This window comes from Streptomyces sp. L2, assembly GCF_004124325.1.
In the GTDB taxonomy this organism is placed as follows: domain Bacteria; phylum Actinomycetota; class Actinomycetes; order Streptomycetales; family Streptomycetaceae; genus Streptomyces.
In genome coordinates this window covers 3,200,491-3,222,388 of the sequence record NZ_QBDT01000001.1, presented here as the reverse complement: position 1 = coordinate 3,222,388, position 21,898 = coordinate 3,200,491, and the positions used below count along the sequence as shown (strand labels likewise).

The 21,898-nt window shown below is 67.1% G+C and carries 25 protein-coding genes; 12 read left to right on the top strand and 13 right to left on the bottom strand.

Features of this window, described 5'->3' with window-relative positions:
* Positions 1 to 22: 22 nt before the first annotated feature.
* The 4 genes from DBP14_RS13825 (at position 23) to DBP14_RS13810 (ending at position 2,977) form a co-directional block, all read left to right on the top strand.
* Entirely contained in the window at positions 23 to 331 is a 309-nt protein-coding gene (locus DBP14_RS13825; RefSeq protein WP_241740902.1) for a WXG100 family type VII secretion target, read from the top strand.
* A gap of 147 nt (positions 332 to 478) precedes the next feature.
* Positions 479 to 796 carry a hypothetical protein gene (locus tag DBP14_RS13820; protein WP_129307524.1) on the top strand — a complete coding sequence of 106 codons (318 nt, stop codon included), beginning with the start codon at positions 479 to 481 and terminating at the stop codon, positions 794 to 796.
* 7 nt (positions 797 to 803) lie between these two features.
* Positions 804 to 1,490, top strand: coding sequence for a hypothetical protein (locus DBP14_RS13815; protein WP_129307523.1), 687 nt, complete (start codon positions 804 to 806; stop codon positions 1,488 to 1,490).
* Between the two features lie 5 nt (positions 1,491 to 1,495).
* Positions 1,496 to 2,977 carry a putative T7SS-secreted protein gene (locus tag DBP14_RS13810; RefSeq protein WP_129307522.1) on the top strand — a complete coding sequence of 494 codons (1,482 nt, stop codon included), beginning with the start codon at positions 1,496 to 1,498 and terminating at the stop codon, positions 2,975 to 2,977.
* Here DBP14_RS13810 and DBP14_RS13805 read toward each other — a convergent pair.
* The 4 genes from DBP14_RS13805 to DBP14_RS13790 form a co-directional block, all read right to left on the bottom strand.
* Positions 2,967 to 3,458, bottom strand: a complete 492-nt coding sequence (locus DBP14_RS13805) for a hypothetical protein (protein ID WP_129307521.1) — start codon at positions 3,456 to 3,458, stop codon at positions 2,967 to 2,969. The genes DBP14_RS13810 and DBP14_RS13805 overlap by 11 nt on opposite strands.
* A complete protein-coding gene (locus tag DBP14_RS13800) occupies positions 3,451 to 4,131 on the bottom strand; it encodes a hypothetical protein (protein ID WP_129307520.1) in 681 nt (226 codons plus the stop codon). The genes DBP14_RS13805 and DBP14_RS13800 overlap by 8 nt, the downstream gene beginning before the upstream one ends.
* A gap of 246 nt (positions 4,132 to 4,377) precedes the next feature.
* On the bottom strand, positions 4,378 to 5,349 hold the full coding sequence (locus DBP14_RS13795; RefSeq protein WP_241740901.1) for a hypothetical protein: 972 nt from the start codon (positions 5,347 to 5,349) through the stop codon (positions 4,378 to 4,380).
* 53 nt (positions 5,350 to 5,402) lie between these two features.
* Positions 5,403 to 6,071 carry a hypothetical protein gene (locus DBP14_RS13790; RefSeq protein ID WP_129307518.1) on the bottom strand — a complete coding sequence of 223 codons (669 nt, stop codon included), beginning with the start codon at positions 6,069 to 6,071 and terminating at the stop codon, positions 5,403 to 5,405.
* 306 nt (positions 6,072 to 6,377) lie between these two features.
* Between DBP14_RS13790 and DBP14_RS13785 the strand changes: the two genes are divergently transcribed.
* The 6 genes from DBP14_RS13785 (at position 6,378) to DBP14_RS13760 (ending at position 10,833) form a co-directional block, all read left to right on the top strand.
* Positions 6,378 to 6,674, top strand: a complete 297-nt coding sequence (locus DBP14_RS13785; RefSeq protein WP_164992325.1) for a hypothetical protein — start codon at positions 6,378 to 6,380, stop codon at positions 6,672 to 6,674.
* Positions 6,671 to 8,083, top strand: coding sequence for a hypothetical protein (locus tag DBP14_RS13780; protein ID WP_129307516.1), 1,413 nt, complete (start codon positions 6,671 to 6,673; stop codon positions 8,081 to 8,083). The genes DBP14_RS13785 and DBP14_RS13780 overlap by 4 nt, the downstream gene beginning before the upstream one ends.
* 86 nt (positions 8,084 to 8,169) lie before the next feature.
* Positions 8,170 to 8,997 (top strand): hypothetical protein, encoded by an 828-nt coding sequence (locus tag DBP14_RS13775; protein WP_129307515.1) that lies wholly within the window; start codon positions 8,170 to 8,172, stop codon positions 8,995 to 8,997.
* Positions 8,994 to 9,632, top strand: a complete 639-nt coding sequence (locus DBP14_RS13770; RefSeq protein ID WP_129307514.1) for a hypothetical protein — start codon at positions 8,994 to 8,996, stop codon at positions 9,630 to 9,632. Before DBP14_RS13775 ends, DBP14_RS13770 begins: the two co-directional genes overlap by 4 nt.
* Positions 9,632 to 10,225: a hypothetical protein gene (locus DBP14_RS13765; protein ID WP_129307513.1), complete on the top strand. Its 594-nt coding sequence runs from the start codon at positions 9,632 to 9,634 to the stop codon at positions 10,223 to 10,225. The genes DBP14_RS13770 and DBP14_RS13765 overlap by 1 nt, the downstream gene beginning before the upstream one ends.
* A 32-nt stretch (positions 10,226 to 10,257) precedes the next feature.
* Entirely contained in the window at positions 10,258 to 10,833 is a 576-nt protein-coding gene (locus tag DBP14_RS13760) for a dihydrofolate reductase family protein (protein WP_129307512.1), read from the top strand.
* A 91-nt stretch (positions 10,834 to 10,924) separates the two neighbouring features.
* Here DBP14_RS13760 and DBP14_RS13755 read toward each other — a convergent pair whose 3' ends face one another.
* Complete coding sequence (locus DBP14_RS13755; RefSeq protein ID WP_129307511.1) at positions 10,925 to 11,794, bottom strand: NAD(P)H-binding protein; 870 nt, start codon at positions 11,792 to 11,794, stop codon at positions 10,925 to 10,927.
* A 105-nt stretch (positions 11,795 to 11,899) separates the two neighbouring features.
* Here DBP14_RS13755 and DBP14_RS13750 point away from each other — a divergent pair, with 105 nt between their 5' ends.
* The gene (locus DBP14_RS13750; protein ID WP_129307510.1) at positions 11,900 to 12,355 is read left to right on the top strand and encodes a MarR family winged helix-turn-helix transcriptional regulator; all 456 of its coding nucleotides are present in this window, start codon (positions 11,900 to 11,902) and stop codon (positions 12,353 to 12,355) included.
* A gap of 82 nt (positions 12,356 to 12,437) precedes the next feature.
* Here DBP14_RS13750 and DBP14_RS13745 read toward each other — a convergent pair whose 3' ends face one another.
* From DBP14_RS13745 to DBP14_RS13730, 4 genes are all read right to left on the bottom strand, one after another.
* Complete coding sequence (locus DBP14_RS13745; protein ID WP_241740900.1) at positions 12,438 to 13,502, bottom strand: hypothetical protein; 1,065 nt, start codon at positions 13,500 to 13,502, stop codon at positions 12,438 to 12,440.
* Positions 13,490 to 13,960 (bottom strand): hypothetical protein, encoded by a 471-nt coding sequence (locus DBP14_RS13740; RefSeq protein WP_241740899.1) that lies wholly within the window; start codon positions 13,958 to 13,960, stop codon positions 13,490 to 13,492. Before DBP14_RS13740 ends, DBP14_RS13745 begins: the two co-directional genes overlap by 13 nt.
* A gap of 401 nt (positions 13,961 to 14,361) precedes the next feature.
* Positions 14,362 to 14,640 (bottom strand): hypothetical protein, encoded by a 279-nt coding sequence (locus DBP14_RS13735; RefSeq protein ID WP_164992207.1) that lies wholly within the window; start codon positions 14,638 to 14,640, stop codon positions 14,362 to 14,364.
* Positions 14,641 to 14,699: 59 nt separating this feature from the next.
* The gene (locus DBP14_RS13730; protein ID WP_129307508.1) at positions 14,700 to 15,002 is read right to left on the bottom strand and encodes a hypothetical protein; all 303 of its coding nucleotides are present in this window, start codon (positions 15,000 to 15,002) and stop codon (positions 14,700 to 14,702) included.
* Between the two features lie 157 nt (positions 15,003 to 15,159).
* Between DBP14_RS13730 and DBP14_RS13725 the strand changes: the two genes are divergently transcribed.
* Positions 15,160 to 15,453: a winged helix-turn-helix domain-containing protein gene (locus DBP14_RS13725; protein ID WP_129307507.1), complete on the top strand. Its 294-nt coding sequence runs from the start codon at positions 15,160 to 15,162 to the stop codon at positions 15,451 to 15,453.
* A 201-nt stretch (positions 15,454 to 15,654) separates the two neighbouring features.
* Here the strand turns inward: DBP14_RS13725 and DBP14_RS13720 are convergent, their stop codons facing one another.
* The 4 genes from DBP14_RS13720 to DBP14_RS13705 form a co-directional block, all read right to left on the bottom strand.
* Positions 15,655 to 16,071 carry a hypothetical protein gene (locus tag DBP14_RS13720; protein ID WP_129307506.1) on the bottom strand — a complete coding sequence of 139 codons (417 nt, stop codon included), beginning with the start codon at positions 16,069 to 16,071 and terminating at the stop codon, positions 15,655 to 15,657.
* A gap of 409 nt (positions 16,072 to 16,480) precedes the next feature.
* The gene (locus tag DBP14_RS13715; protein ID WP_129307505.1) at positions 16,481 to 16,726 is read right to left on the bottom strand and encodes a hypothetical protein; all 246 of its coding nucleotides are present in this window, start codon (positions 16,724 to 16,726) and stop codon (positions 16,481 to 16,483) included.
* Positions 16,727 to 17,101: 375 nt separating this feature from the next.
* On the bottom strand, positions 17,102 to 17,554 hold the full coding sequence (locus DBP14_RS13710; protein ID WP_129307504.1) for a hypothetical protein: 453 nt from the start codon (positions 17,552 to 17,554) through the stop codon (positions 17,102 to 17,104).
* The gene (locus DBP14_RS13705; RefSeq protein ID WP_129307503.1) at positions 17,551 to 21,897 is read right to left on the bottom strand and encodes a DUF6531 domain-containing protein; all 4,347 of its coding nucleotides are present in this window, start codon (positions 21,895 to 21,897) and stop codon (positions 17,551 to 17,553) included. Before DBP14_RS13705 ends, DBP14_RS13710 begins: the two co-directional genes overlap by 4 nt.
* Position 21,898 lies beyond the last annotated feature (1 nt).

Genomic DNA, 21,898 nt, shown 5'->3' with positions numbered 1-21,898 from the left:
GCGAACGGGAGGGAAATCCGTCATGGGCAAGCCCGGCAAGGACGCGGACCTTACATATGCCGAGATGGAGAAGGTCGCGGGTGACCTGATCAAGGACATGCACGACCTCGAAGACAAGATCAAGAACATCGAGAAGCGCGTCGGCAACCTGGTCGAACAGGGCTTCACCACCCAGAAGGCCTCGGGTGCCTACGACGACTCCGTCAAGGAGTTCACCAAGGGCGCCGCCAAGACCATCCACGGCCTCCACGGCCTGTCCTCCTTCCTGAAGAAGGCGAAGGAAGCGTACGAGCAGCTGGACGAGCAGCTGGCTCAGCAGGCCAAGCACTGATCGCTGACGCGAGCCTGACGGGCTCGGCGGGCTCGGCGGGCTCGGCGGGCCCGCCGAGCCCGGTGGGCCCCCGTCGCGGAGACGGACGTCGGACTCGCGACGCACAGAACCCTTGGGGGAAAACCAAACCATTGGGGGAAAGCAGACATGTCCAAGGCTGACCTCGTCGTGAGCCTGGCCGGGCTCGACACCCTGGCGGGCGATCTCCGGTCGATCAAGAAACGTATGGACGACACCGGTCAGGTCGACCGCAAGCTGGGCCACGGTGAACTGGGCTCCAGTTCGGCGTACGACGCGATGGAAGACTTCATGCACGGCTGGAAGGACGGCCGCAAGGAGATCGACGGCGGCCTCGACGGCGTGGCGAAGATGGCCCAGGCGATCGTCGACAAGATGACGAAGCTCGACGTCGACCTCAGAAACGCCCTTCGCGAGCACGAGAAGGAGGGCAAGGGTGGCCACTGAGACTCCCGTGACGCCCGTAACGGAGGAGGACCCCTTCGCGGGCGCGGCTCCCGGGGACGTCATCGGCATCAACATCCAGGTGCCGAGCGCCTGGTACGAGTTCGACGTCCACCCCGCCACGGTGAACCGCTCGATCCGCGACGCGGTCGCGGCGCGCGTCAAGCAGCGGCCGGAACTCGCCGCGTGCCAGGCCGACCTGGTCAGAACGCTGAAGAAGGTCGCCCGGGAGGCCAGGCGGGACCACGTCGTCTACTCCGGCTCCATGTGCGAGATCGTCGACGGCGAACCGATGGTCGCCAGCCTGACGGTCAGCGTGAACCAGGCCGTGAACGAGGCCACCGGTGAGACCGCTCCGACCGGCCTCGACACCCTCCTCGGAGTACTGACGCCGATCGAGTCAGGCCGCCGTCCCACGGACCCCTGGCGCCGGGTGCACCTGGTGGACCTGCCCGACGCGGGCCGTGCGGTGCGCGCCGAAGGCATCGAGGACATCGAGATCCCCGACGACAACCGCAGCTACCGGGCCGTGATGATGCAGACCTTCGTGCCCTTCCCCGGCGACGACCCCAAGGTCGCCGTGATCAGCGCCAGCACCCCCCAGCTGGCCCTGGTCGAGCCGATGCTGGAGCTCTTCGACCTGGTCACCGGCACCTTCCGCTTCGTCCACCGCGCCGACCTCGACACGGAGAGCTGAGTTCGATGGCCCGCCCCACCGACTGGCACAACCTCGACCTGAGTGAGGACCCGACCCCTGGCGACCCGCACGAGGTCAAGCTCCAGGGCCGGCGCTACAAGACCTTCGCCTCGGACGTGTCCACCGCCCTCGCGGGCATGCGCTCCGCCTCCAAGGACTCCACCCTGGAGCACGCGGAGGGCAAGGCCATGAAGGAGTTCAAGGAGCGGATCGGCAAACTGCCGGGGCAGCTGAAGAAGCTGCACGACTCCTACGACCTGGTCGCGGACGCCCTGCTCGGCTACGCCGGGACACTGGAGCACGCCCAGTCGACGGCGGACGGCGCGCTCGCCAAGGCCCGGATCCTGCGCGGTGACCTCTCCAAGGCCAAGACACGCCTGACCACTGCCACCACCGCGGCGAACAAGGCCAACTCGGCCCAGGACAAGCTGAACAACCCCACCGGCGACACCCCCCAGCCCGACCCGGACAAGGTCCGCAAGGCCACGCGTGACGCCCAGCACGCGAACAGCCACCAGAAGACGGTCCAGGGCCAGGTCGACCACCTGAACGCCCAGCTCGCCGAGCTGAAGTCCAAGGCGCAGAAGGCGGGCACGGACCAGGACAAGGCCGCCGTGAAGCTCGTCAGCGACATTCACGACGCCTCCGACGCGGGGATCCACAACAAGAAGTGGTACCAGAAGGTGGGGGATTGGCTGGGGGACCACTGGGACGGCTTCGTCACCTTCTGCAAGTTCGTCGTCGCGATCGCAGGAATCATCGCGCTTTTCGTGGCTGCCCCGTGGCTTGTGGTCCTCATCGTGGCCGCTTCACTGGTCGTCCTGGCCGACACCATCGTCAAATTCACCCAAGGGAAAGCGGGCTGGGGGGACCTGATCTTCGCCGTGCTCGACTGCATCCCACTGGTCGGCAAGGTGGCCATGCTGGCCAAGGCCGGCAAGTTGGTCGGTGGCTTCAGGATGGCGCTGAAGGTCAGGAAGGCGGAGATCGCATGCAGCCGCCTCATCAAGGCGTGGCGCATGGGCGAAGACCTCAAGGGATTCCGGAAGGTTGCCTACGGGCTGGCCACCGGTGAACTCAAGACCACGCTGAAGGATGCCTTCAACGGTGGTTGGAGCGAGGTCAAGAAGAACGCCCTCTCGAACGTCGTCGGGAATACCATCGGTGCGGGAATGACGCCCTTGGTGAGCAAGGGCCTGGGCAAGCTGCCCAAAATCATCAACGACAGCCGATTCACGAACCTGAGCCGAAAGGAATACGCGAACCTGGCCACGACCCTCAAGGGCAAGAACTCTATCGGCAAGAGCCTGGTCGGGGGTGCCGAGGGCTTCGTGAAGAGCGTGACGCGAGCTACGGTGGGTTCGGTGTTCTTCGGCGCGGACTTCGACACGAATGGCGTCATCCTGGACGGACTGAGTGGTGCCGGCGGCGGTGGCGTGAGCTACAAACCCGGGCTCCTGCCCGCCAAGACGGCCTTCAGCCAGTGAGTGACCGGCGTGCGTCCTGGAACGCCGCGATAGCTTCCGGCAGCCGAATACGGTAGTCGACGTACTCGATGGTGCCGTCTTCGGCGACGGTGGTGTCCTCAGTCGGTGCCTTGATGCCCGGCAGATGACTGTCCGACAGTCGCTGTGCCGCTGTCCCCAGAGCTTCGGCGACTGCGTGGGGAGACGACTCGTCGAGCACAGTGAACATGCGTCTCATCGTCAGGACCCGGTCCTTCAGCCTGAACGTCACACCGGCGTCGGAGCAGGTGAATCTGCCGCGGCCCCGTCGCAGCAGACCTGCTACGCCGTCGAGAAGATCCACCACGGCGGGCAGGAGGAGGATTCCCAAACCACCGTCAGGGACACGGGGGCTGCGAGTCGTGGCGGACCCGGATTTCCCCGTGATGTCGATGTGCCCCAGGATCATGCCGTCGAGGACGTCCTCCTGATCGGCGAGCGGGGTGAAAGCGAATTCAGGCACGGGGATCCCGCTTTCCGACAGCTCGCAGCTCTTGCTGCTGTTCCTCGGTGAACGGCGATTCCCCGGAGATGCCGGCTGCCCGGGCACGCCGCCAGGCCGACTCGCTGACGAGGTCCGGCCGGGCTCCCCTGCTCGCGGCGAGCGCGTGCGTGGGCCGTGCCGCACCCAGCTCTTCGACTCCCCGTAGCGCGATAACCGCCGCGAACCGCGGATCACCGGCATACCTGAACCCCTGGGCTCTGGCATGGGCCACCGCGCTCCGCCAGCGCCGCCCTGAGAGTCCGTAACGCCGAACCGCGACACTGACAGCCTTGTCACGGTCGTCGGGGTTGGGAAGCTTGAGACAGGTGATGTCCGGGGGCCCGCTGCCGTCGAGCGCGGGATGCTCCTGCCAGGGGTAGGTGGCCAGGATCCCGCGCATGGTCTTGAGCTGCACCCGACGGGAGTCGGACACGGCGATCCCGATGACCGCGACCAGCACCCATGCGCCGATGATGTAGACGGGCAGTGACCCGCCCACCTGTGACTCCCAGAGGAGCGTCGCCGCCACGAAGAACCCGGGCAGCGACAGCACCCAGAAGGCCGTGGTCGCGATGGCCTGACGCCGCGCCCGCTGCCACGCGCGCAAGGTGCCCGGATCGTCGAATGCGCTGCGGGGCGTTTCGTCCCCCATGCGGTGAGCCTCCCCACGGCTGGCTGTGTGGTCCGACCGTCGCGGGCATGGCGGGGGATCGCCAGGTTCCGCCGCGCGACAGGCTGACGGTACCAGCAGGCACGTTTGCAGCCCAGATGGGGCGAACGGCGCGCACGACAGCACCGGCTCTGCCCGGAACCCCAGAACCGCTGGGCTGACCTGCGCCCGCCCTGCTGCCCGCCGAACGTTCCCTTTGCAGTTCGATCGTGGCGAGACGGGGGAGTCTCAGCGGTTGACCGCCTGCACCTCCCGGACCCTGACCGCCTGATCCCTGCCGTACTGGCCGTCGGGCAGGTCGCCGCCGGTGCCGTCGGAGCCCTTCCACGAGATCTTCCAGGTGGCGGTCGCCCGCAGGTCGAAGGTGCCGTCGCCCGAGGAGCGCAGGTACGTCACCCCGCACGGGGGTGTCTCCTCGGCGCTGCCCTCGGTGTACTCCCGGCCGATGGACCCGTCGCTGTTCGCCGGGCACGAACCGGAGGCCGGTAGGAGTTCGGCGTCGTCGGTGCCGGGCTCGATGGTCAGACCGGCGGGTGTGGCCGTCGTCGTCGCCGAGATGCTGAATCCCGGGACGGTGAGCGACGCGGTGACGGACACCGGCTTGAACCTGCCCTTGTCCAGCCAGACCCACGTCGGCAGGTTCACCTTGCTGGCCTTGGCGGGCGCCAGGCTCACCTTGGTGCCGGGCACCTGGATCTGCTGATAGGCGAGCCCCGCGAGGATCTCCGGGCTAACCGCCTGCTTCACCGGCGGCTTCTTGCCCTGCGGCACCCAGAACGGCGGCTTGTCACAGGCCCACTGCTCCTCGTACGGGGCGTCCGGGTTCTGCACGGCGGCCCAGTACCTGCCCTTGTCGCCGTCGTGGTACTCGTCCTTGGCGTACTTCTGGTTCTCGTCGGAGATCTCGCCCCGGAAGTCGTCCCCGTCGGGGTCGTGTACGACGGCGAAGTAGATGCTCTGCCGGACCTTCCGGAACTCGGCGGAGGTATAGGTCGGCGCGTACCAGCAGCCCGGAGGAGTCCAGTCGCTGTCCGCCGAGGTCAGCGCACCGGAGCCGTGGCCCGAGTGGGTGGAGCCGGAGTACTGGACTTTGACCTGGGCGCCGATGGTGCCGGTTCCGTTGTTCTCCGACTTCTTGGTGCCCTTGAGGGTGCTGGCGTATCCGTCGCCGTCACCCGCGTGCGCCGGTGCGGTCGACATGATGACGGCCGTCGAAAGAAGTAGGGCTGTGGCGGCAGCCTTCCCGGCCCGGGTTATTTGCACTTCTCCGCGCTCCCCTCGGCCTTGACGTCCTTGGCACGCCAGAGCCCCTTGTTCTGCTCCGAGGCGGTCATGACGATCTGCATGTACGTGTAGTCGGAGAGGCTCGGCTGAGTCCGGATCGCCTTTCCGGTCTTGAGATCCTTGGCGTAGTACTTCGAGTCGTCCACGCAGAAGGAGGCGACGGCCGTCTTTCCCGTGTCGACCACGCTCACTTTGGGCTGGGTCAGGACCTCGACGCCGGTGACGGAGTGCTTCTTGTCGATGTGTACTTGGACGTGATGCTCGGCGAAGTCCTTGGCCGCGCTCGCCGGTACCACGTAGAACCGGAAAGCGGCCCCCTTGGTCTCCTGCTTGGTGACGGCAAGGTTGATCGCGCGAAGGAAATCGACGGAATCGTTGAGTACGGCGGCATCCGTGGGATCGGACGGGGCAGTCCAGTCCGCCTTGATCTCAAGGTCCGACGGAAGCGTGAGGTCCGGCCGGTCGATCTTCGGCCCTGTGCTCGCCGACGCCGACGGCGCCGCGCTGCTCGGCTTCTCCGACGCCCCCTTGATCTTGCCGTTGCCCGAGTCGTGGCCGCCGCCCCCGCACCCGCTGAGCAGCAAGGCGGCCGCGGCCGTCAGTGAGGCGGCGATTGAGAGGGAACGGATGGGCTTCACGAACGGCTCCTGGTGGGGCTGAGACTTCGGGCTGGCAAAGAGACGTTACCGAGGCGGGAGTTGGTTCCGTGAGGGCCGCAGGGCGAAGTGCGCCACATCTCCCCATCCGGCTCCTGCCTGATTCGCCCTAATTACGGAAAACTTCTCCCCGGCGAGGTGGATCTGAGGCCACGCCGGGCCCGTCACTTTGCAGTCTGTTGGTTGCAGCAGCGAAAAGCCCCGAAGGATAGTAACTTCGGCCACCCCCTGCCCGAGGTGGCCGAAAGATGTCTGTGTACGGGGGTCGAAGTGGCGGAGCACGTCAGGGTGTCCACGTCGGAGCTGAAGGAGATCAGCCGGTCCGTGGCGAAGCTGAAGTCGAACTTCGAGCACGCCAAGGACATCGTGGACTCGTACGACACCGAGATGGGATCCGGTGACGTCGCCTCCGCGCTGGATGAGTTCGCGGACGACTGGAAGAAGAAGCGCAAGCAGCTCTGCGACGGGCTGGAGTTCCTGGGCAAGACGGCCGGCACCGCGGCCAAGGCCTACGACGGGCTCGACCAGCACCTCGCCGACGCGTTGCTCAAGGCGCAGCCGAAGGACGGGGGCAAGGGCGAGTGAGCAACCGTGACTTCTCCGGTGTCGACTGGCAGACGGCCCGCTACGACGACAAGGAGTTCGCGCCGGGCGACCCCTACGAGGTGGCCCGGCTCGGCAAGCGCATCTCCGACACGGCCAAGCTGATCCAGGACCAGGCCACCAAGCTGGACAACCTCGTCGACGGCAAGGGCTGGGACTCCGACGCCGGCAAGGAGTTCAGGAAGAAGACCGAGGACACGGTCGGCCTGCTGGGCAAGACGCACAAGCGGTACGCCGCCGCCGGCGGTGCCCTCGGCGGGAAGGTGGGCGGCGCCCCCGCCGACGACCAGGTCCACGTGGACTGGGCCACCGCCCTCGAACACGCCCAGAGTCTCGTCCGCACCGCGCTGAAAAGGGCGAAGACGGCCGACGCGGACAGCAGCCACTACCAGGGGCAGCTCGACAAGCACCCTGCACCGGACCACCACCCCGACAAGCAGAAACTGAAACGGCAGAAGGAAGCCGCGGACAGCGCGCTCGACGCCGCCAAGAAGGACCTCGACCACGCCCTCGACTACCGCGACACCCAGGCCGGCTACGCCGCCTCGGCCATCCGCGACGCCGCCGACCACGACGGCCTGAAGGACCCCAAGCACCACTGGTGGGACCACTGGAAGGACTGGGTCGCCGAGGTCGGCCACTGGGCCGGAGTCGCCGCCGCGGCGCTCGGCGTGCTGGCGCTCGTGCTCAGCTGGGTCCCCGTGCTCGGAGAGGTGCTGGGGGCGCTGGCGCTGATCGCCTCGGTCGTCGCCCTCGTCTGCGACACCGTATCGGCCCTGGACGGCAAGGGCACCTGGCTGGACGTCGCCATCGACGCCGTCGGAGTGCTGTCGTTCGGCGCGGGGAGGGTGCTGGGCACGGCGGCCAAGGAAGCCTCGGTCGCCGCGCGCGGAGCGTCGGCCGTCAAGGACGTCCAGCTGGCACGTGAGGTGGGCCTCAACCCGGAGGCGGCTCGCGGCCTGGCCGAGTCCCTCAACGGGATCAAGCCCGGGCAGATCGGAAAGGCGCTCGCCGAGGGCCCCTCCAAGCTGTTGCCCCGGATGCGTTCGGTGGTCAAGGAATCGCTGAACGCCAAGGCGTACGTGAACGACATCCGCGTCGCCGCGGGCAGACTCCCCGGTGAGGAGAGCCTTCTCACCGAGAGCGCGCCGAAGCTGTCGCAGATCGCGGACTCCTCGTTCAAGAGCATGGCCCGCACCGGCCAGGCCCTGTACTACGGCAGTCAGACCCTGCCGCTCGCGGCCGGCTGGCTGAACCTGGCGCACGTCCATTCCGGGGAGCCGTGGATCACCGGGCCCGACATGTTCAGCGGGGTCAAGGAGATCCCGGGACTGGGGGCGAACGGCATTCCGTTCTACAACGGCAAGTGGAACGTCAATTCCGATGGGTGATCCGATGGGTGATCCGATGGGTGAGCCCATGGGCCACCAGAACCCGTCGAGCAGGAAAGCACTTCGGCGACGAAAGCCAGGACGACGTGGCGAGTGAGGACGAGCGGAGCGTCGACGACCTCTTCGCGGAGTTGCCCGAGGACGGTCGGCGCACGCTGGAGCAGGTCGGCATGGGGCTGCCCGAACTGCGCCGCATCGCCGCCGGCCAGGGCGGTATGCGACAGGTGCGCGGCATCCTGTCCGAGTTCACCGCCACGGCCGATCGGCGACGGCGCGGCGACGACGAGGGGCCCGTCCAACGGGCCGCGGTGTGGCCCTGGCTGAGGCTGTTCCTCGTCGCCGTCGCCGGAGCCGTCGTCTGCGCGTTGTTCCACCTCGTCCTCGGCGGGCTCGCCCTGCTCGTGGGGGTGGCCTGCGGGGTCGGCGTCATCATGGCGGCGCTCAGGACCCGGGAGTCGGGGGGCGGCCTGGTCCTGCGGTGGGTGACGGTCGCCGCCTACTTCGTCCTGATCGTCGTGGCGTCGTACGCCTCACAGGAGTGGTATCTGCGGCTGCGCGGCGCGGAGCAGACGGTCACCATCGCCGAACCGAGCCACGAGTGGTCCCACGGGGCCCGGCAGACCTACTGCAGAGTGCGGCTGCCGGACGACTCGGTGCACCGGGTGTTCAGCAACCGGGAGAACTGCGCCGACCGCGTCGGTGAGCGGACGACGGCGGTCGTCGACCCGTCCGGCCGGTACGGCCCCTTCCTGGGCGCCAGGTCCGAGATCGACGACACCGTGGAGACCGCTGTGGCGCTGGGCGCGCTCGGCGTCCTCGTCCTGGCTCCGGCGTGCGCCGTAGCGCTGGGACGGAGCCGGACCCGACGGAACGGAACGAGCGGAGCGAACGGAGCGAGCGGAGCCACCGAATGAGGGAGAACACGACCGCCGCGGAAACGGACGAGGAACGAATACCGGCCGGTCCACCCCCGCCGCCTTCTGATTACCGCCTCGCCGTCCCCGAGGGCTGGGAACGCATCGTCCTCGATCCCGACCGCTGGACCCACCGCATCGACAAGGTGGTCAACCGCGGTCTGCGCCGTACGAAGGCCACCCCGCAGCTGAAGGCCGCACTGGCGGAGCGGATGCGGGAGCAGGCCGAGGCCGCGCACGCGAACGGCGGCGTCGAGATGTACGTGATGAACCAGGTGCTCGGCCAGGTGCCGGTCTCCGCCGGTCTCGTCGTCAGCGTGCTACGGCCGTCACCGGGCACGGAGCCGGGAGACCTGTCGGACATCGCGCTGTCCCTCGGGACGAAGGGAGAGGAGGACGTCATTCTGTCCGACCTCCCCGCGGGGCCCGCCGTACGCCACCGGTACCTGCTGCGGCCCGCCCCCGACGACCCCGACGGCAACAAGCTGGCCGTCACCCACCTCGACGTCCACCTCGCCGTACCGCACAGCGACCTGCGCCTGCTGCTCTCCTTCTCCACCCCCATGGAGCCGCTGGCGGACGCCCTCGTCACCCTCTTCGACTCCGTCGCCCGCACCCTGCAATGGATGGCCTGATGCCCGAGTTCTCCGCCGCCACCGTCCGCATGAGCGCGCCCGACGGGGCGGTCTCCCTGCCGGTACGCGAGCTGGTGGACCTCGGCGCGTGGGCCACGGGTGAGGCGCGCCGGCTCGTCGGCGCCAGCGGACCGGCACGGGTGCTGGAGGCTCTCTCCGAGGAACTCCGGGAGGCCGCCGCCGACTCCCGCACCCGGGCTCCGATCACGGCGCTGTCGTACGTCCCCGAGCCACGGCTCGGCGAGCAGGCCCGGATCGAACTCTCCGCGCTCGTCGCCGACGACACCCACCCGACGCTCACCGTCGACCTGCTCCACCGCTACCTGGCCGCCCCCACCCCCGTCTCCTACCGCCCGCCCGAGGCCGAGCACCGCACCCTGCCCGCCGGCCCCGCGGTACGCGTACGGCACGCCTACGTACAGGACGTCGGCCGGGACGGCACCGGGACCATCATGGAGACGTGCGCGTACGGCATCCGCGCCGACGAGACCTGGGCGCTGGTCCTCCTCACCTCCTGGCGGGCGCTGGCCCACACGGACGCACTGTGCGCCCTGACGGACGAGCTCGCGGCGACCGTCAGGGTCGGGATCTGAGACGCTCTCCTCACCGAGGAGGAGGGCCGCTGATGCGCAGGGTGACCTATTCGATGAACGTCTCGCTCGACGGCTACATCGTCGGGCCGGACGGCGGAATCGACTGGACGGCGCCCGACGAGGAGCTGTTCCGCTTCGCCACCGACGAGATCCGGGAGGTCGGCGTCCACCTGCTCGGACGGCGGCTGTACGAGACGATGCTGTACTGGGAGACCGCCGGCCAGGATCCCTCGCTCGGCTTCTCGACGCTGGAGTGGGCCGCCCTCTGGAGGTCGCTCCCGAAGGTGGTGTTCTCCCGCACCCTGACCGCGGTCCAGGGCAACGCCCGCCTGGCGTCCGGCGGCCTGGCGGAGGAGATCGGGCGGTTGCGGGCCGAGCCGGGGGAGGGCGACATCGCGATCGGCGGCGCGACGCTCGCCGCCGGGGCGGCCGAGCTCGGCCTGATCGACGAGTACCGGGCCAGGGTGCACCCGGTGCTGATCGGCGGTGGCATCCCGTTCTTCCCCCGGAACGAGCGCCGGGTCGATCTCGAACTCGTGGAGACCCGCACCTTCGCCTCGGGAGCCGTGTACCTCCGGCACCGGGTTGCGCGCGAGGCGGCGTCGTAAGAGCGCATCCGCCTCGGCCGGGGCGGCAACCCGAGGCGGCTGGGGCGGGAAGGCGGGTGCTTCCGTGCCGCCCTCGGATCGTCGGGTTGGCTCAGACGGGCGCGATCGCGGCCTCCCGGAAGGCGTCGGCGTTGCGGGCGCACCAGTCGGCGAACGTCCGCGGCCGGCGGCCGAGCAGCCGCTCCACGGTGTCTGTCCGGAAGCCGACGGTGTCCGCGCGCATGAGAGTCAGCCCCTCGGTGAGGGCTGCGGCGAGGGCCGGGGGTGCCCCGTGGGGGAAGCGGAACCGTACGGCCTCGGCCGGGGTCGCCGCTTCCCGGACCTCGATGTCGCGGCCGATCGTCTTTGCGATGATCCGGACCTGCTCGGCGATGGTGAACGTCTCGTCCCCGGTGATGACGTACTCCTGGCCCTCGTGGCCGGTCTCGGTGAGGGCGAGGGCGGCGACCGCGGCGATGTCCGCCGCGTCGATCGGGGCGTAGCGGCCTGGGCCGACCGGGTCGAGGACGTAGTTGCCCGTGCGGATGGTGGGCAGCCAGTCGAGGGCGTTGGTCATGAACCCGCCCGGCCGCACGAACGTGGCGGGGATGCCGCAGGCGCGGATCAGCTTCTCGCGTTCGTGGTGCCAGCGGCCCATGGCGGGGATCGGGTCGTAGGTGACGTGTGCGGAGGACAGGTGCACGATGTGCCGTACCCCGGCGGTCCGGGCGGCGGCGATGGCGGCCTCGGCGTGGTCGGTGCCGATGCCCTGGGTGAGCAGGAAGAGCTTGTCGACGCCGTCGAAGGCGGGAGTCAGCGTCGCGGGGTCCCCGAGATCGCCGACGGCGCGCTCGGCACGCTCGGGCAGTCCGGCGGCGCGGGCGGGGTCGCGGGCGAGGAGCCGTAGCGGCGCGCCCTTCGCGTCGAGTTCGCGGGTGAGTTCCCGGCCGATGTGCCCGGTGGCTCCGGTGACCAGTATCATCGTGGCTCCCAAAGTCGTTTGCCGTCTAGCGAGCTACCGTTGTGAACGTTAGCCGGTGAATGATTAGCCGTCAATCGAAACGACCAGTCGTCCCTGGAAGGCCCGATGTCAGAGTTCCTGGACCTGCACGGCAGAACGTCGAAGGTGCTCCGGGCCCTGGCCGACGCGGCCATGCGCCGCCACGGTCTGCACGTCGGCCAGAACCACCTGCTCGCCGTGCTGTGGGAACGGGACGGCAGCACGCCCGGCGAAGTCGCCGCCGCGCTGAACGTCACGACCCCGACGGTCGTCAAGATGGCCGACCGGATGACGGCGGCCGGCCTCCTCAACCGTCGCCGCGACGACCGCGACAACCGCCTCGTCCGCCTCTGGCTCACCGATGCGGGGCGCGCCCTGCGGACACCGGTGGAGGCTGAACGCCGCCTGATCGAGGAGAAGGTCACCGCGGACCTCACCGCGGCCGAACGCCGGGCCCTCATGGCCGCCCTGGCCAAGGTCCACCGCGCGGCGAGCGACCTGCTGAACGAGCCGATCGACCACGGCGGTTCGGCCGACGGCTGAGGTTTCCCGGGGTCATCACGGGCTCAGGGTGCAGCCCGGCCCTTGAGGCAACCTGGAGCCGACTGCCCCTTCTGGGTGCCGACTACCTGTTGACGGCCTGAATCTCCCGCACGGTCACGTCCTGCGTGTTCCCGAAGGTCCCGTCGGGCAGGTCACCACCGGCGCCGCCGGTGCCGGTCCAGCTGATCTGCCAGGTGACGGTGGCCTTCAGCTTGAAGGTGCCGTTGCCGGAGGAGCGCAGGTACTTGATGCCGCAGGGCGGGGTCCGATCGGCGTCCCCTTCGGCGTACGCGGCACCGATGCTCCCGTCGGCGTTGACCTCGCACACCCCGCCGGCCGGATACGTCTCGGCATCACCGGTCCCCGGCTCCAGCTTCAGCGCGACGGGCTTCGCGGTCGTCGTCGCCCGGATGTCGAGCCCGGCGACATTCAGCGACGCGGTCACGGACACCTTCTTGAAGGCGGTGTCGTCCAGCCAGGCCCAGGTGGGGAGGTTGACCTTGGTGCTGTCCTTGGGGGCGAGGGTCACGTCTTCGGTGGGCAGTTGGATGCGGTTGTAGGCGAGTTCGGCGAGGACCTGTGGGGTGACGGCGTTCTTGACCTCGGGCGTGGCACCGTTCTTGACCCAGAAGGGGAGTTCGTCGCAGTTCCACGCGTCGAGGTCGTCGAGACGGCTGGGATCCTGGACCGCGACCCACCAATTCCCCTCGTCCTTCTCCTTGAGGTTGTAGTTCTTGTACTTCCCGTCCTTGTAGATGTCCCGGTACTGGGCCGTCGCCACCTTCGCGTAGTTCGGCTGCGCGGAGTCGTTCACGACCTGGTCGTACCCGGCCTCGGTCCGCTTGGCGAACTCCTCGGCGGAGATCGGCTCGTACCAGCAGGCGGGCGGGGTCCAGTCGCTGACGGGGGTGACAGGGTTTGAGGCGGCGGCGTCACTGCCTCGGGTGGAGCCGGAGAAGGTGATGCGGGAGGTGAGGGACCCGTCCGACTGAGCCCCGCTGGTGTGGTAGCCGCCGCCACCTCCCTGACCGCCCTGGGAGCCGCCGCCGTGCCTCTTGTCCGCGAATGCCGTGGCGGGGAGCAGGGCGAGTCCGGTCGCCGTGACCGACACGAGCATCAAGCGGACACCGGCCTTCACGGCGTGCACTTCGCGCTCCCCCTGACGGATGCCAGCATGCTGGTCTGCCAGACCCCCTTGGCGTTCCTGTCCATGCGGGTGTTGTAGAAGACGTACGACTTGTTGGTCACCGCGGTCTTGTCGACCTTGCCGGTTTTGCGGTTCTTGTCGAACGCCTTGCTCTCGTCGCTGCAGTAAGCGAGGCCCACGGAGTCCTTGTCGTACTTCGTGAACTGGGGGCTGTAGTACCGAGTAGTGCCGGTGATCGTGTAGTTGTCGTCGGTGTAACCCTTGATCCAGTCGGCGGCACCGAGCAGTGCCTTGCCGGTGTAGTAGTAGGGGATCGCCTTCGAGTTCAGGTTGTTGTTCGCGATGGCCGCGTCGGTGGCCTCGATGCGCCGCTTCGCGTCGGCCAGCGCCCCGGCGTCAGCAGTGTCGGTTGCGTGCCAGCCTTCGAAGACTTCCTTGACGTCTGCGGGCAGAGTCACTTTGGGTCGCTGCACGGCGTCTTCCGATGCGCTCGCTGAAGGCGACGCCGAGGACTTACCCGTCTCCGCCCCCGCGATCTTGTCGTTCCCCTTGGACTGCTCACCCCCGCCACCACAGGCCGTCAAGAGCAGGCTCGCTGACGCGACGAGCGCGGCAGCAACGGGCAAAGAGCGGCGCTTCACAGTGGACTCCCCGTGAGACATGAGTTCAGCCAAGGACACCGACGGTATCGGGGGGCTCACGGCGCCGCCAGGGCGGGTGGGTCCCTGGAAGTGCCCCAAACCCGGGCTTTAGCTGGCTCATGGGGCGCGACCCACCATGTGAACTTGCCCAAACGAGGGACGGCCCGCCCGCGTCGACGTGACGCGGACGAGTCGATGTCCTGCCCATTCCTCCTTTGCTAACGCGCCGCTCCGCACCGCGCGCAGCCGCACGGCGGATACGCGGTCGTGCGCGGCACCGGAGCGCTACGGCCGTCGGCCAGGATCTCGACCGTGCCCCGGTCCTCGGTCACGGCTCCCTCGGCGTCGGTCCTGTAGACGCGGAGCCTCATGCGGGAGCTGGAACGGGCCGGCTCCAGGAGTTGGAGCGGGTCCGCCTGAGGCGGATAGTGCCCGGCACAGTTCCGGCAGGCGTAGACGTTGAAGCCGGGCCCGGTCGCCGCATGCACCTCGTGCACGAGGAGCGGCTCATCCGTCGTGCGCTCGCAGCGCGCGCACATCCGCACGGCCGGCCGGGTCACCGGGCGCCCGCCGGTACCCGGAGGCCGTGAATGCGCCGTGGCCCGACGTCGATGCCGAGGGTCGCCAGACCGGCGGCTCGACGGCGCTCGCGTTGCAGGCGCCGCTCGTCCGGTGTCAGGACGTAGGGGCGTACGACGGCGGACGCGCTGCCGTCGAGCAGCTCGGTGAAGCGAGACGGGGGCGGCGGGACGGGGATCAACCGGAGGGGCGGGGGCGCGCCCAGCCGATGACGGCCCTGCGGCCGTGGGGTGAGCGAGCTCAGCACCCAGGAGAGGGCCCGAACGATAAGGTCCAGCATGTCGACGCTCCTTGTTCAGCGTTGGCCATGCCCCGGGACGGCTTGCATCCGTCGCCGGGGTCTCTGAGCGGAGCGTACTGGGTGCTTGTGGGTGGTGTATAGCGGTTAACCGTGCTCCATAGATCTATGCAGGTCAGTGGTGTCGTACGGTGTTCGAATGGCAGCCGACTCGCACGGGTCACCGATCGACCCCCACCAGATCGCGTACGTCTACATGCAGGTCGCCGATCACATTGCAGCGCGCATCAAGGCAGGCGAATTGCGGCCTGGTGCGAGGCTGCCGGGGGAGCGGGACCTCGCCGACGAGTACGGGGTCGCCCACCTCACCGCTCGGCGAGCGACGCGGGAACTGAGGGAGCGGGGTCTGGTGGTCACTCTCCCGTCGAAGGGATCGTTCGTCGCGTACCCGGAGGTGGAGGCTGGCAAGGCGGAGGAGGACGGTTCGGCGTAGTGCGCCTCGCCGCGTGGATGGGCTGCCGATCCAACAAACTCGATTCGGGCCAGGTACGCCTCCTCGGCAAGGTGGTCAACAAGGTGGCGGTTGGACTACCGGTTCAGCAGTGCCCCGGGCGTCCGCGCCCGGCCGTACCGCTGACAGGACGAGGCTGAGATCTTGGCGGCGCCGGGTATTCCGGGTTCCTGTGCCGTAGCGTCACCGTTGGCGTGGGCCGGCTCCTGGATCGGTGCGGAAACCCAAGTCGCGGCTGACCGACAGTGAGATGTCGATCAAACGTTGCTGCTCAACGGGCGGGGTCCGGTAGCCGGTCGAAGCGGCGAGTCGCAGGAAGTCGTGCGGTAGTGCGACCCCATAGTGTTCGACGTAGCAAGCCAAATCCTGTCGCCAGACGAACGAACCATCGGTGAGCACCGAGGATCCGCCAGGAACGCGAAACTTTCCGTTGATCACATCCACCGTCATCTCCGTGACGTCAAGGATTGGATGTCCGGAATTGAGATAATTCTTCACTTCGGAAACCGGGTATGAGGGCAGGGGTGTGATGGAAATCTTCTCGTGGTAGGATTCAGAATTTCCCTCATTTAGTTCACGATAGAATCCGATATATTTCATCAACTGCCCTCAGTGATCGGAAGAAACGCACGCCGATATCCATGACTCGGGATCGAACTGGTACAGCTATTCCTGAAGGTCCCATGGCGATAGGCCGAGGGCAGCGATATAGCGTCCCGCCCACACTATTTGTCTGCGCCGACCCGGCAGGAAAGGTCGTCGTTTTCTGTGCTCCCTCATGACCGGGTGAGTTCCCAGCTCGCCTGGCATTTCCGCTGACAATCCACTGGCGCACGGGTTGCGCGCAATGCGCAATGCGGGATGCCTGCCAAGTCTTTTGCCGCATTGCACGCTTCGTGACGCGTCGGGAAGATGGGGCTGTGCGCAACGTGCCGGGCGAGTACCCCGCTGCGCGTTTCTCCGATGCCGTGGAGAGAGCGGTGCCGGCACCTCGAAGCCCTCCGGAACGCTATGCCTTGAGGTAGAGCTGCTCGGCTTCGAGGATGAGGCTTGCCAGTGGATTGTCGTAGGGCCAGGAGTCGGTGATGACGCGGCCGATGCCGCGCAGCCGCTGCGGCTTGGGCGGGAGCGGGGAGGAGGAGAGCTGTACGGCGACCTGCTCCAACTGCTCGCGGAGGGCAGCCAATTGCTGGGTGCTGCTGACTCGTCCGTGGCTCGCGGTGTGCCGTAGTAGGTCCTCGTCGATTCCCGACACGGCCTGTAGGGTAGCTGCGAGGGCTCTTTGCGCCGTTGATTCCGACACTATGGCTCCAGCAATCCCTGTCGGGGTCCAGTACGTACGTCTGTTTTCCGTCGCCGGGGTAGCCGATGCCCTGCTCCGCGACCCTGCCCTCGATGATGGGCGCACGTCGCTGGTCTGCGTGAGATCCCACCAGGCCCAGCCCGGGCTTCTGACGCGGGATCGAACTGGTACAGCCGTTCCTGGAGGTCCCACGGCGATCGGTCCAGGGCGGGGACATAGCGGAAAACCAGATCGTGGCCGGCTTTCGAGGAGATGTCATCAAAACGTGGTTGGTCAACAGGCGAAACGATGCAGGAGCCGCTGAGAGACCGGATATTGTGCCTGACCTCACGGGCCCCAAATGGCTAGCAGGTCGGCGCAGTGGACGGTGATTGACGAGTCCGACAGAGCGATCTCATGTGAACAGCCGTCAGGGTGGGGAAGGATTTCGTCCAGGACGATGGTTTCGGACTCCATCCAGTCGATCGACTGCTCTCGATCGATTGAGAAATGGGTCACGCCCAGGTATTCGATGGTGAGACCGTTGTCGTGCTTCCAGTCATTCGGCGAGAAGGTGATGGTGAGGCGTCCCTGCTTGCGTACGGGGATTGAGACGGCGGAGAGTTCGAGGTCCTTTACGCATCGCCGGCTGCGGAAGCTGTAATGTCCGGGCTCCAAGGCAAATTCGCGGGCTCCGGGCGGCATACCTCCCTGTAGAACCGAGAGTTCTCTGAGATACTCGCTGGGGTCGGTGTGGAATCCTGGAAGAGATGGATTCCATTCAGCTTTGACGTACTTCATCCTTTACAGCTCGCTTCCTCTGTGGCGAGTCGCGGACGCTTCCACTTGTCGCCTGTGATGTCCTGGATTCCCTTGGGTCCGAGGCGTCCGGTGCCCCTCATGAAGTCGACGGCCTTCCCCTTCAGAGCGTTCTCAACACTGCCCGGGACGTCTGCCTCCGCCGCAGACTTTCCGTGCTTATTGAACCATCCGTCACTGCCGAAGATACCAACCTCTCTACCTCGCTTGTCGTATACGTGGATTTCGAAGTCGGTACCTCTGGTCCCTTCTTGCCAGGTGTCCATTCTGCCCCGGTAGCCCTGTCCTAGGTAGAGCGGGTCTTTGGGGCCGCGTGCGGCCAGCCCCAGGTAGTCGATCCACGTATGGGGATTATGGACGTACGTGACGGGATTGGGGGCGGGATCCAGGCCGAGCGGGTCCGATGTTGTGTACCGGGCGATGAGGGGATCGTAGTATCGGTAATGGTTGTAATGAAGTCCGGATTCAGGGTCGTAGTACTGGCCGGGAAAGCGTAGTGGCGTGTAGGCAGTGGCGTTCCGGTCCCAAGTCGTCGTTCCCCACAGCGTGCGACGCATGCGCCAGGCCGTCTCCCCATGTTCCGAAATCAGCTCGGTGGGTGCGCCGACCAAGTCCGTGACGATGGCGAAGAAGCGTTTGTCAATCTCGCGTTGATCGGTCCTCGCTGTGACCTTCTCACACTGAACCACAGGGGAAACACCCTCGTGTTCCCAAGTGATCGTGACCGCGTGTGGCAGCTTCTCGGAGGTGGTCGTCTGCTCGACCAGTGTGGGGCCGTCCCATGTGAAGTCGACTTGCTCAGCGATGGTGACGCCGTCACTCGCCGTCAGATGTTTGCTGATTCGACGGCCGATTGGGTCGTAGAGGTAGCGCCATACCGCTCTGTCAGGAGTGGTCACGGCGATGAGGCGGTCTTCTGCGTCGTAACGGAATTGCCAAGTCTCAGGCTTGCCGGACAGGCGGGTCTTCTGGCGCAACACCATACGTCCCGCGCCGTCGTATTCGTAGCGAACGCGGCCCGCTGAACGGACGGTGGTGCCTGCGTAGACACGTCCACCGCGGGCGTCTGGATCGGGGTGGGCGTCGGGCCACTCCGCTTCGGTGAGGTTGCCCGCGTCGTCGTAGGCGTAGGACTCGGTCCAGTCGTTCGACTGGACGGTGGTGACTTGGCCCATGACGTCGAGGCTGAAGCGACTGGGGCCTTGGTGAAGGTCTTCGATCCCTGTCAGATGTCCATCTGGCCGGTAGGTGTAGGCCCTTTGCTGAACCTTCCGACCGGAAGCGACGACGGATTGGTTCGTGAGCCGGTTCGCTCGGTCCCAGGTGTAGCTCAGAGCGAGGTGATTTCCGATACGACGGGTGGTCTCCCGCCCCACGCGGTCGTGTTCGGAGGTGACGGTGTGCCCACTGATCGCAAGGGTGGTGCGGTTGCCGGCGAAGTCGTAGACGCGGTCGGACTTCGTCCCATGGGGGGTCGTGCGACTGGTTTCACGCCCAAGGACATCGTAGGCATGGGTGAGCGTGCGGCCATTCGTTGCCTCGGAAACGATGTGGCCCAGATCGTCGTACCGGAATGACATGCGAGCATCGGGGCCGATTGCCTCCCGCAGGCGCCCCTCTGGGTCATACGTGTAGGTCGTAATGGACCCGGATGAATCCTTTCGGGTGAGGCGACCAAGTGCGTCTCGCTCAAAACGAATAGTCTGCCTCATGGGGGTTGTCCTTGAGATCAGTTGACCCAGCGCGTCATGAGTATATGTATGTGTCCGGTCATCGAAGTCGCTTTCGCGAACACATCGACTGGCCGGATCGTACTGATATGACCAAATCAGGTTTTGGGGGTTGGTGACCCGGATGAGGCGCAGCTCGGTGTCGTAACTGAACTCATATCGATTGCCTGCGGGTGTGACACGAGCAGCCAGCAGGTCGAAATTGGTGTACTCGAAGCGGCTGGTGCCAGCATTGGCATTCTTGTGTGCCGTGCAGTTTCCTTCGCCATCATAATGCCAGCACTCCTGCTCGCCCGTGGGGTTGACCCGAAGAACGAGTTTGCCTTCCACGGACCAGTCGAGGCGTGTCGTATTTCCCAGTTGGTCTGTGATGGCAGTGGGTCGGCCAAAGGAGTCGCGTTGGTATCGGACCGATGTGCCCTCGGGATCGACGACCTCGATGACGAGGCCGGCCTTGTCACAGTGGCACAGTCTCACTTGATCAAGGGCGTCCGTCACCGAGGTCAGGTGCCCGGACGAGTCGTAGGTGTAGCGAGTCGTCGCTCCGGTCGGTTCGATGACGGCGATTCGGTTTCCGCGGTCGTCGTACTGCTGCTGCCAGACCGCGCCGTCCGCATACACGATCTGGGTGGGCATCCCGTTTTCGTCGTGTTCGGCGCTTGCCGTGTGCCCGTCGGCGCGCAGCACCTGAGCAAGGTTGCCGTCCGCGTCATACGTGTAGCGCGTGGTGCGCCCAAGGGCGTCAACAACCTTGCTCAGTTGAAGGCGGTCGTCCCATTCCTGGACGGTGCTGTTGCCCAGCGGATCCGTCTCCCGGATCAGGCGTAGGTCCGCGTTGTGTTCGTAGACGCGGGTGTGGCCGAGGGAGTCGGTCACGTGGGTGGTGCGGGTGGTGTCGTCGTAGGTGAGGGTGGAGGCGAGGAAGCCTCCGGTGCCGCCGGTGGCTTCGACTCGGCCTCGTTCGTCATAGCGGTACCAGTAGGTGGTGTCGTTGCGGTCGGTCCAGGAGGTGATGCGGCCTTCGGGGTCATACGTGTAGCGGAGGGGGAGGCCGGAGGAGTTGTACTCCTCGGTGAGGTGGCCGTGTTCGTCGTAGCCGAAGGTGAGGAGGGTGGTGCCGGGGCGGTTCGGGTGGGCCGGGTCGATCAGGCGGAGGCCGGTGATGCGGGAGCGGGCGGGGTTGGTGTCCAAGGCGATGCGGTAGCCGCCTGAGTGGACGACGGCGCCGGGGATGTCGCCCTGGGTGTATTCGATGGTGATGCGGTTGGTGTTGCGGTCCTGGATGTGCTGCAGGGGCAGGTCGACGGCTGTGTCGCCGGCGGCCGGGACGGGGGAGTGGAAGACGTAGGACAGGCCGGTGTCGGGGTCGTGGACGCGGACCGCGCCGTCCGTTTCGGTGTCCCAGGACAGGGTGAGGCGGGAGCCGGGGGTGGCGGGGCGGACCGGGGTGTTGTTCTCCGGGTCCGGGTGCGGGAAGCAGAGGCGGGCGCCGTCGGCTGTGGCGTAGACGAAGCCCTCGTCGTCGGCCTGGACGCGCTGGTCGAGGGTGGAGGCCCAGGTGGGTCCGAACCAGCCTCCGTGGCGGTACGACGACAGGTGCGTGCGCTGCAGGATCAGCGGGAGCACCCCCGGCAGGCTGGCGTCGGTGCGGGTCAGGGCCATGTCGCCGGTGGCCACGTCGATCGGGTCCCGGACGAACTTCTTGACCATGTTGCGGACCGACGCGGGCAGCTTGTTGAAGCCGGGGTTCAGCTTCAGCCGTTCGAAGGCGGCGCAGTCCAGCCCCATCGACTTGCTGAGCTTGGCCAGGGCGGCCGGGCCGAGTGCCTTCAGACCCTTGCCGAGGGCCTTGCCCAGCACACCGAAGCCGACGCCCATCAGAGCGCCCTCGGTGAGGATGCCGGCGAGTTTGCCGGGGTCCTTGAACGCGCCCGGGTCCTCCAGGAGGGTGGTGAACGCGGAGAACTTCATGCCCTCGGCCGCCATCTTGCCCGCAGCGGTGACTCCGCGGATCTCCTTCAGCGCCTTCAGTGCCCGCTCGATACCGCGGATGACCTCCATCACTCCGCGTACGACCGAGCCGAGTGCCGTGCCCTCCTCCTCGATCCGGCCGACCAGCGCCACCACCTTCAGCGCACGCTCGCCGGCCATCAGGTTGGACACGACTTCCGAGGCGCCGGCGGTCAGGATGGACAGGGCCAGGCCGGCTATCTCGAACTCGGCGATCTCCGCGAGGAGCGTGCCGATCTCGGACAGCATCTCGTGTGCCTTGTCCGCGAAGTCGTCCAGCGCCTTCGCGCCCTTGCGCAGGGCATGCGCCATCTCGGTCGCCTGCTTGCGGGCGTCCTTGGAGCGCTTGTGGAAGGCCTTGGCGGCCTTCCCCTCCCACTCCACCCCCTTCAGGGCCGTCTCCACGGCCGAGGAGGCGCCCTCCAGGCCGCCGGCCAGGTGGCGCCACTTCTTCGCTATCTCCCGGACGCCGTCCGGATCCACCGCCGGATCGGAGATGCCCAGGAACTCCAGGCCACTGGCGATGTCGTCGCCCATCGCGTGGTTGAACTTGTTGATGTAGTGAAGCGGGTTGAGATCCACCATG

Bases quoted from the DNA above. Each gene is read 5' to 3' on its own strand.
- DBP14_RS13825 (WP_241740902.1), top strand. From the start codon at position 23: ATGGGCAAGCCCGGCAAGGACGCGGACCTTACATATGCCGAGATGGAG.
- DBP14_RS13795 (WP_241740901.1), bottom strand. From the start codon at position 5,349: ATGTCGACCGCACCGGCGCACGCGGGTGACGGCGACGGATACGCCAGC.
- DBP14_RS13750 (WP_129307510.1), top strand. From the start codon at position 11,900: ATGTCAGAGTTCCTGGACCTGCACGGCAGAACGTCGAAGGTGCTCCGG.
- DBP14_RS13820 (WP_129307524.1), top strand. From the start codon at position 479: ATGTCCAAGGCTGACCTCGTCGTGAGCCTGGCCGGGCTCGACACCCTG.
- DBP14_RS13800 (WP_129307520.1), bottom strand. From the start codon at position 4,131: ATGGGGGACGAAACGCCCCGCAGCGCATTCGACGATCCGGGCACCTTG.
- DBP14_RS13710 (WP_129307504.1), bottom strand. From the start codon at position 17,554: ATGAAGTACGTCAAAGCTGAATGGAATCCATCTCTTCCAGGATTCCAC.
- DBP14_RS13730 (WP_129307508.1), bottom strand. From the start codon at position 15,002: ATGCTGGACCTTATCGTTCGGGCCCTCTCCTGGGTGCTGAGCTCGCTC.
- DBP14_RS13810 (WP_129307522.1), top strand. From the start codon at position 1,496: ATGGCCCGCCCCACCGACTGGCACAACCTCGACCTGAGTGAGGACCCG.
- DBP14_RS13760 (WP_129307512.1), top strand. From the start codon at position 10,258: ATGCGCAGGGTGACCTATTCGATGAACGTCTCGCTCGACGGCTACATC.
- DBP14_RS13720 (WP_129307506.1), bottom strand. From the start codon at position 16,071: ATGAAATATATCGGATTCTATCGTGAACTAAATGAGGGAAATTCTGAA.
- DBP14_RS13770 (WP_129307514.1), top strand. From the start codon at position 8,994: ATGAGGGAGAACACGACCGCCGCGGAAACGGACGAGGAACGAATACCG.
- DBP14_RS13765 (WP_129307513.1), top strand. From the start codon at position 9,632: ATGCCCGAGTTCTCCGCCGCCACCGTCCGCATGAGCGCGCCCGACGGG.
- DBP14_RS13705 (WP_129307503.1), bottom strand. From the start codon at position 21,897: ATGGTGGATCTCAACCCGCTTCACTACATCAACAAGTTCAACCACGCG.
- DBP14_RS13725 (WP_129307507.1), top strand. From the start codon at position 15,160: ATGGCAGCCGACTCGCACGGGTCACCGATCGACCCCCACCAGATCGCG.
- DBP14_RS13755 (WP_129307511.1), bottom strand. From the start codon at position 11,794: ATGATACTGGTCACCGGAGCCACCGGGCACATCGGCCGGGAACTCACC.